7 protein-coding genes and 2 pseudogenes are annotated in these 7,325 nt (G+C 52.4%); 5 read left to right on the top strand and 4 right to left on the bottom strand.

Annotated features, from left to right (window positions below):
• Positions 1 to 225 (bottom strand): DNA-binding protein (locus tag KHU29_RS21795; protein ID WP_211455429.1); only part of this gene is annotated, 225 nt, incomplete at its 3' end.
• Positions 226 to 364: 139 nt separating this feature from the next.
• Here KHU29_RS21795 and KHU29_RS21790 point away from each other — a divergent pair.
• From KHU29_RS21790 to KHU29_RS21785, 3 genes and pseudogenes are all read left to right on the top strand, one after another.
• On the top strand, positions 365 to 1,564 hold the full coding sequence (locus KHU29_RS21790) for a tyrosine-type recombinase/integrase (RefSeq protein ID WP_211455428.1): 1,200 nt from the start codon (positions 365 to 367) through the stop codon (positions 1,562 to 1,564).
• A 121-nt stretch (positions 1,565 to 1,685) separates the two neighbouring features.
• Positions 1,686 to 1,775: pseudogene (locus tag KHU29_RS22600) on the top strand (IS6 family transposase); the annotation flags it as partial.
• A 759-nt stretch (positions 1,776 to 2,534) separates the two neighbouring features.
• Positions 2,535 to 2,816 carry a hypothetical protein gene (locus KHU29_RS21785; protein ID WP_211455427.1) on the top strand — a complete coding sequence of 94 codons (282 nt, stop codon included), beginning with the start codon at positions 2,535 to 2,537 and terminating at the stop codon, positions 2,814 to 2,816.
• 82 nt (positions 2,817 to 2,898) lie between these two features.
• On the opposite strand, the pseudogene KHU29_RS22595 reads toward KHU29_RS21785, so the two are convergent.
• The 3 genes and pseudogenes from KHU29_RS22595 to KHU29_RS21770 form a co-directional block, all read right to left on the bottom strand.
• Positions 2,899 to 3,047 (bottom strand): annotated as a pseudogene (locus KHU29_RS22595) (IS256 family transposase); the annotation flags it as partial.
• Between the two features lie 132 nt (positions 3,048 to 3,179).
• Positions 3,180 to 3,527 (bottom strand): hypothetical protein, encoded by a 348-nt coding sequence (locus tag KHU29_RS21775; RefSeq protein WP_211455426.1) that lies wholly within the window; start codon positions 3,525 to 3,527, stop codon positions 3,180 to 3,182.
• 132 nt (positions 3,528 to 3,659) lie between these two features.
• On the bottom strand, positions 3,660 to 4,499 hold the full coding sequence (locus tag KHU29_RS21770; RefSeq protein WP_211455425.1) for a response regulator: 840 nt from the start codon (positions 4,497 to 4,499) through the stop codon (positions 3,660 to 3,662).
• A gap of 268 nt (positions 4,500 to 4,767) precedes the next feature.
• Here KHU29_RS21770 and KHU29_RS21765 point away from each other — a divergent pair, with 268 nt between their 5' ends.
• Complete coding sequence (locus KHU29_RS21765) at positions 4,768 to 5,367, top strand: response regulator (RefSeq protein WP_211455424.1); 600 nt, start codon at positions 4,768 to 4,770, stop codon at positions 5,365 to 5,367.
• Positions 5,336 to 7,135, top strand: a complete 1,800-nt coding sequence (locus KHU29_RS21760; protein WP_246542425.1) for an ATP-binding response regulator — start codon at positions 5,336 to 5,338, stop codon at positions 7,133 to 7,135. Before KHU29_RS21765 ends, KHU29_RS21760 begins: the two co-directional genes overlap by 32 nt.
• Positions 7,136 to 7,325: the final 190 nt, after the last annotated feature.

The following is a 7,325-nucleotide window of genomic DNA, read 5'->3' as shown; positions in this document are numbered from 1 at the left end:
CTTTTCGCGCAAGTCTTCCCAGAATTTGTTGAGCGCCTCCGCCGGCGCGGTCATACTGCCCTTGCGCACCAGTTGATAAAGCTTGTTCGCGGTGGGTGTCATACCATAGCGGAAGAACAGCAGCACGCAGACCTCGCGATACAAATCCTGCGTCTGCGTAAATTGCTCACGCAGGCGGTCGATATCGGCAATCAATTGCTTTTCAGGGGTGGCAAAGGTATCCATGGCATATTTTTTATGAGTAATTTCAATAAATAATATAACGTATTACGTAGTATTTACAACTATCACCTCAATAAATATGACATTAGCGTTATAATGTCGATTATTCTCAGAAACGCCCGTTTTTAGATGAGTCAGTACCATGACATCCCAAAACAATCGAAATTCCGATACATTGCCGGTGTTGGCGCCGATCGAAAATGTGGCGCTGCCCACTCACATCGACGGTAGCAATGGTACCAATCGCGCCAGCGGCAATCGCCCTCAAATAGCGGCGAACAACGATGTTGATGCGATCAAAGCGTGGCTGGCGCGCTTCCTCGATACGAAAACCACCTTCGACAACTATCGCAAGGAAGCCGAGCGCTTGCTACTGTGGTCGACCGTGTCCATGCAAAAACCGATCTCGTCACTGACACATGAAGACTTGCTCGTCTATCAGCATTTCCTTGCCGATCCTCAGCCAGCATCTCGTTGGATCATGCCTCGCGGGCGCAAGGTCGCGCGCTCCCATTCGGATTGGCGGCCATTTGCGGGGCCATTGGCGCCATCTAGCCAGCGGCAGGCGATCATCATTCTCAACACCATGCTTTCTTGGCTGGTGAATGCCGGTTACTTGGCAGGCAATCCGCTATCTCTCTCGCGTCAACGCGCGCGCAAAGCCAAGCCCCGCATTACGCGATATCTTGACGAAGATTTGTGGTTGGAAGTGAAACTCACGATCGATCAGATGCCGAAAGAAACTGATCGCGAGCGCGAACACTACATTCGGATGCGGTGGTTATTTTCTCTGTTGTATTTGTGCGGATTACGCATCTCCGAAGTCGTCGACAATACGATGGCCGGATTTTTCTGTCGCCGCGACAAGGATGGTGAGGAACGCTGGTGGCTGGAAATTACTGGCAAAGGAGACAAAACTCGGATCGTTCCAGCAACCAATGAACTGATGGTCGAGCTGGCACGCTATCGTCGAGAAAAAGATCTCCCCCCCATTCCGCTAACGGGTGAAGCTGTTCCGCTCCTATTGCCGATCGGCGGCAGAAAAGAGTCAATGACGCGCGGCGCGGTGCACGCGATCGTGAAAAGTGTCTTCGAGAATACATCCATCCGGCTCCAACAACGCGGCGAACAATACCAAACAATTGCAGAACGTGTCGAACAGGCATCGGCGCATTGGCTGCGGCACACGGCCGGTTCGCACATGGCCAATAACGAGGTCGATCTGCGCCATGTCCGCGACAATCTCGGTCATGAATCCATCAGTACGACAAGCAAATACCTGCATTCATCAGACGACGCGCGACATCAGGAAACTGAAGCCAAACATAAGATCAAGTGGTAAGAGTGGTGCTGCGAGCCTACGATCTCCCCACGGGCGTGCACGATCCGAGGTTTTGTCACATTGACTACAAGCAGCAAAGGAATCGGTTAGAGTGCTGTTTTCGAAAAATGAGCAAAGCGCGATGCTGAATACCAAAGGAATGCGATTTCCGATTGCTGTGATTTTGGTATGTATCCGCTGGTACGCGGCGTATCCATTGAGTTACCGGCATTGGCATCCGTACTTTCATTTTTTTCTCACTCTATTTCCGCAAGAAACAGTGTCATATTGAGTCAGAATGCATGCTCTTGAAAATTCCTCAAAACATATTTTCACTTTGACTGACATGGAGTACGGATTGGCAACGACTGCGCCTAAAGGATTGGGCGGTAGCCTTCCAAAAGCGCCGTTTCAACCACCGCTCCAGGCCATCAACGTAGGTGAACACTACAGGGATCATCAGAAGGCTAGTCGCGTCATCGGTTGGGTCAAGCTATCCGACTTCGATTTTTAGGATTTACGCAACTGTAATTAGCAGCACCACGATGAGTCGAGGTTCGCTTGACTCAATTCCCCTCTCTGTAATTTTTTTTGCAGCTCGTCTGCATTCAAGTCCCATTGATCAATACGCAGGAATTGAACCGCATGAGGCCACGCCGATCGGTATCTATTTTGAGTGTGCATTGCAAAGCTTCTGTTTGTAGAATATGCAGAAAACAATATTTACAGAAAGACAGGGGGGAAGATGCTATTTCGTACACGTGCCAAAGTAACAAAAAGAGCAACCGAATACGTCAGCCATTGGAACGCGGGTAATCGGCACTACGTCTACGACGAGATCATGGGGCATAAGGCGCCGTTTGTTGCTCTTATTGTGGCGACCATGGTTGTGATCATGGACCCGATACAAGTCGAATCATTCTTACAACACTTGGCTGATGAAATCTGAGCAATCCGGCTATCATTGCCACATACAACACAAGGAATCTCTATGGCTAACGGCCTGACAGCTATACCAGTAATGCCTAACGCCGACATTGACGAGTTAGGCGGGTTCTACGCAGCAGCGTTTCGGGATTCGATGGATGCACAGCCTGAGTCTGACGGCGCATTGATGCTGCGAGGGCTTTGGACCTCGATTGAAGACACGCCTGAATATGCACGGCCGGCACTTGTAGGTGCCATAGCGGCTGGACTGTCCGGCTACCCCTCTGACGTTCGCTTGTTTGCTGAAGAATTGCAGAAGTGGGCGAAGTCCAAAGAAGGCAAATAAACCTGGATTGTCGCCTAAGCAAACGGGTGCTTCAGGCGACGATTCTTGACGGCTTCTCGCGAGTGCGAGTTAAGGCAGGGCCACGCTCTACGAGCATCTTGGTGATGCTGCTTGAGCAAGCCGTTTTCACCAGTCAGATCTTCAGGTCTTGTCGTTGGCTAGCAAGCTGTCCGCCAGCTTGACCACTTCAGGATCGGGCTTGGCCCGCTTGGTGCGTTTTACGTAGGTCATTTTTTCTCCAGGTGGCAGTGCCCTGCGGAATTACGTTTACACCAAATTAAAGACACCCTCCGGAAGCGTCTTCAACATCTTTCACATCCCGCGTTCCTCAGCGTCGCCAGCTTCTCTTGCCGCAAACAGCAACTAAGATTTATCTCGCAAATGCTCTCCACGCCGATCACCCAGCGTGGCTCTAATGCTTTTCGCGTGGTAGTCCATAAGAAGAATTTTGACATTGGATGCTAAGGACGGGTCGCTGTAAAGACTATGCAGTAGCTGTGATTGCACGAACATGGTTTGCCGCTTGATGACTTCACAATCGTTATGACTGACGCCGTGATTCATGTGGGCGACAAGCTCCAGCACATCGCGCTTGAGGCGGTAAAAGAGTGAGTTGGCAAGAATGCTTTCAGGAGTAACGGGTCTCTCTTTGTCAGTCGTCTCTGTTGCTGGGTGAAGCCCAGGCTGAATCTCCGAATTTTTCAAAAGCATCGTTTTCCCTCAATACTAAAATAACGAGAATTGGTATTCATCTGAATCTGTCACCGAGTTCCCCCATCAATTCAATGGCGTCTTCTACTGAGCCAGGTTAATGGGAGACGTTCAAGTAAATATCATCGGGACTTATCGTCGCCACGATAGAAATTTTCCCAGCGCCGACAATATTTGCCGCTGGTCTAAATGCCTGCTCAAGAAACCGTCGCACTCAACCTGCCGTGCCCGCACTTGATCGTACACAAAACTTCTATCAACCAGAAAAATGACCGCAATTCTTGTGTTTCGATACTGATGTTTGATCGTTGTGCAGAAATCATAGGGATCAAAATTAGATAACTCCGGATTGATCAGGACTACCGAAATGGTTAGCCCGGTATACACTTCGGCGGCACCGTCAGGACTTCCGACCCATTCGACTGGCACCACATAGTGCGCCATGGCGACTGACAGATCATCGCGAAACGTCGATTCTTCATCGATCACCAGGATACGATCGCTCGGTGGAGGTTTGGTCCGCATCCGGTCGTATTCAAGCGGATCGGTCAAATCCAGGTCGAGACGCTCACGCCGACGACGCTCCGGCACACTATTGGCTAATGCCACATCAGCCGAATTTTGCGTGGCCAGCATAATCAAACGCCGCTCGATCAAGATATCCAGCGCGTCGAACAGTTTCAGCCAGCGTATCGGCCGCTCGACGTTGGCAAACGGCAGTTCCACATGAGGTGCGCCGACCAGCAAGGCCGGCTGCAAGTTGTTGGGCTCCATGTCGGCCAAGGTCGCCAGGGCCTTCAGATCGTCGGCATTCACCAGATACAGATCCGGCTCCTGCAGGCTGTCTTCGGACAAGCGGTAATATTGTATCTGGCGGTTTTGCTCGACCGAAAAAGTGGCGTCGAAAATATTAATTTCACGCGCAGAAAACCCGATGAAACGAACTGCAAATGGGGTCTTTTGGTTTTTCATTTTTGTATGCCCTTTTGGACGAACACCGATGAAACCATGACTTGCCGAGGAGAGGGCCCCTGCACCACCGGGGTATTCGCCTCCACAAACGGTAAGCGCCATACTCAACGCCAACGACACAGGGATGTATTGAAAATATTCGCGTTCTTTTTTACAGTTGTTATGTCTTCGATAATAATATTGTGGTTACACGTTGACAATAGTCTTTTTGGACTGGTGGTGTTAAAAATGCTTGCGCTACCTGCATTGAACAGGTTAAATCGGCGTCATGTTTCCACTTAGCATTCTTCTCATTGACGATCACGCGATGTTCCGTAGCGGTATGGCTATGGTGTTGCGATCAGGCATTGCGAACATCGACGTGTTTGAGGCAGCCTCGCTGGAAGAGGCCATGCGCAGCCCGATAGAAGCACCTGCCATTTTGTTGCTTGATATCCAGCTTCAAGGCTTGAACGGACTGGAATGCATTGCCGTACTGCAACGCAAATGGCCACAGGTATCGATCATCATGTTGTCTGCCGATGCCACACCGACAACCGTGCGACTGGCATTGGAGCGCGGCGCTGTGGCGTTCGTCTCCAAGGCAGACACCGCGACCAATATTCTTGCGATCATCGAACAGGTGCTGCGCAAGGAACCTACTGCAGGAATCAGCGGCAACACTCCTCCAGAGCCGCACCTGACACCGCGTCAGTGCGAGGTGCTCGACCTGTTGTGTCAGGGATTGCCGAACAAGACAATCGGAAAACGACTCGGTCTTTCGGAAAATACGGTGCGCGGACATGTGCAGGCGTTGCTGAGTTTCTTGCAAGTGTCCAGCCGCTCCGAAGCGGCCTTTGCAGCGCGTCGTAGTGGCCTGGTTAGTTGAGATGATGCGTCAGTTACTCCGCCTTAGCGAAGGTCGCATACTTGTGGAGCAGTTGCGGCTGCTGCTAGGCAACGTGGGCAGCTCGGTCATTCCTGCCCTGCTTCTATCCGTGGTGATGGTCTGGTCATTATCCAACGACAGCAACGCCTTGGGACTGAGACTGTGGTGCGCAGCAGTGATCTTGTCCAAGCTGTACTCCGCATATCACGCGCGCCGCGTCCTTGCCGCAGGCATTTCAATTGAACGTGCCCACCGCCTGGTCTTGGTGTTGTTGGTGCTGAACCTGGTGGATGGCGCGGCTTGGGGCGCATTGGCTTGGGTTACGCTCGATACGGCCTCGGTCACCGGAAGCATATTGGTAATCTCTGTCTTGGCAGGCATTGCAGGCAGTTCGATGTCGCTGCTTGCACCGGTGCTGCCGGCCTTCATTCTGTTTATGACGTTCGAGTGTATCGTCACGGCAACCAAGTTCTGGCAGATGGGAGATCCAGCCTATACCGCGCTGGTGCTGGCCCTCACATTGTTTCTTGTCACACTCGTCCTGCAGGCACGTAACAGCGCTATTGCCGTGCGCGCCGCAATCAACCTGCGCTTCGAGAATGTCGAACTGCTGGCGCGCTTACGCGATGAAACCATGAAGGTACAGGACGCGCATCGGGAAGCGGTTCTGGCCAATCTGGCTAAATCCAAATTCCTCGCGGCGGCCAGCCATGATTTGCGTCAGCCGATTCACGCGCTGGGTCTGTTTCTGGAAGTGCTGGCGCGCAGCGAACTTACCGCGGTCCAGCGCACTGTGCTCGGCAGTGCCCGCGCGGTGTCCGAGGCATCCGCTGGAATGCTCAACACGCTGCTCGATTTTTCACGAATCGAAGCGGGTGTTGTCGATGCGCAAGTACTGCCATTTCACCTGCAGCCATTGCTACACAAGATTGAAAACGAACTGGCGCCCCAAGCCAACGCGAAGGGGCTCATTTACCGCACACGCGAGACCCATGCGGCCTTGCAGTCCGATCCGGCGCTGGTGGAATTAATTCTGCGCAATCTGGTATCCAATGCAATCCGCTACTCCGAGCGGGGCGGTGTGCTGGTGGCATGTCGCACGCGCGGCAATCAAACGCGACTGGAAGTATGGGATACGGGCATCGGTATCGACCCGCATCAGCACCAGGAAATATTTCGCGAATTCCATCAGCTTGGCAATGTCGAACGGGACCGCAGTAAAGGGCTTGGTTTGGGCTTGGCTATTGCGGACGGCCTGGCGCGCACGCTGGGACATGAATTGTCTTTGTCGTCCAAACCAGGGCGTGGCAGCGTGTTCAGACTGACCTTGCCTAATGCGCACGTTCCAATAATCAGCGATGAGCTTGAAAGTACGTATACCTCTATGCAAATGTTCAACATACGAGTGCTGGTAGTGGATGATGATGAAGCCGTGCGCGCAGGCATGCTGCAGCTGCTGCGCGATTGGGGCTGCAAGTGCGAGGCGGTTGAATCGATCGAGGAAGCTCTAGTCTCAGCACGCGCCCATCGACCGGATATCGTCATCAGCGATTTCCGATTGCGCAAGCAGGACACGGGTGCACAGGCAATTGCCGCGTTGCGTGCAGAGTTTGGCAAAGATTTACCAGCACTTCTCATTACTGGCGACACGGCACCAGAGCGGTTGCGCGACGCACGTGCCAGTGGAATACCTCTGCTGCATAAGCCCGTAGCACCGAGCCAGTTGTATAGGAGATTGGTGAACACACTGGCCGATATGGATAAATAGTGGGCTGCCAGAGGAAATGGCCACGCTCAATGCCAGCATAGTTGCGTTAGTTGCCACGATCATGGACCTGTCAGGAATTCTGTGTGCGGGATCAGAATTTCATAGTTAGTCAATTGCGTTGGTAAAGCGTTCGCCGAACATGATGGCGAATTGGTTGGCTGCCAGCTTCCATGTTCGCTGTGGCATCTTC

Origin of the sequence: Collimonas antrihumi, assembly GCF_018304965.1 — a bacterium.
GTDB classification, from domain to species: Bacteria; Pseudomonadota; Gammaproteobacteria; order Burkholderiales; family Burkholderiaceae_D; genus Collimonas; species Collimonas antrihumi.
Note: the sequence above shows the minus strand (reverse complement) of the source record. Positions and strands in the feature narration are given on the sequence as shown.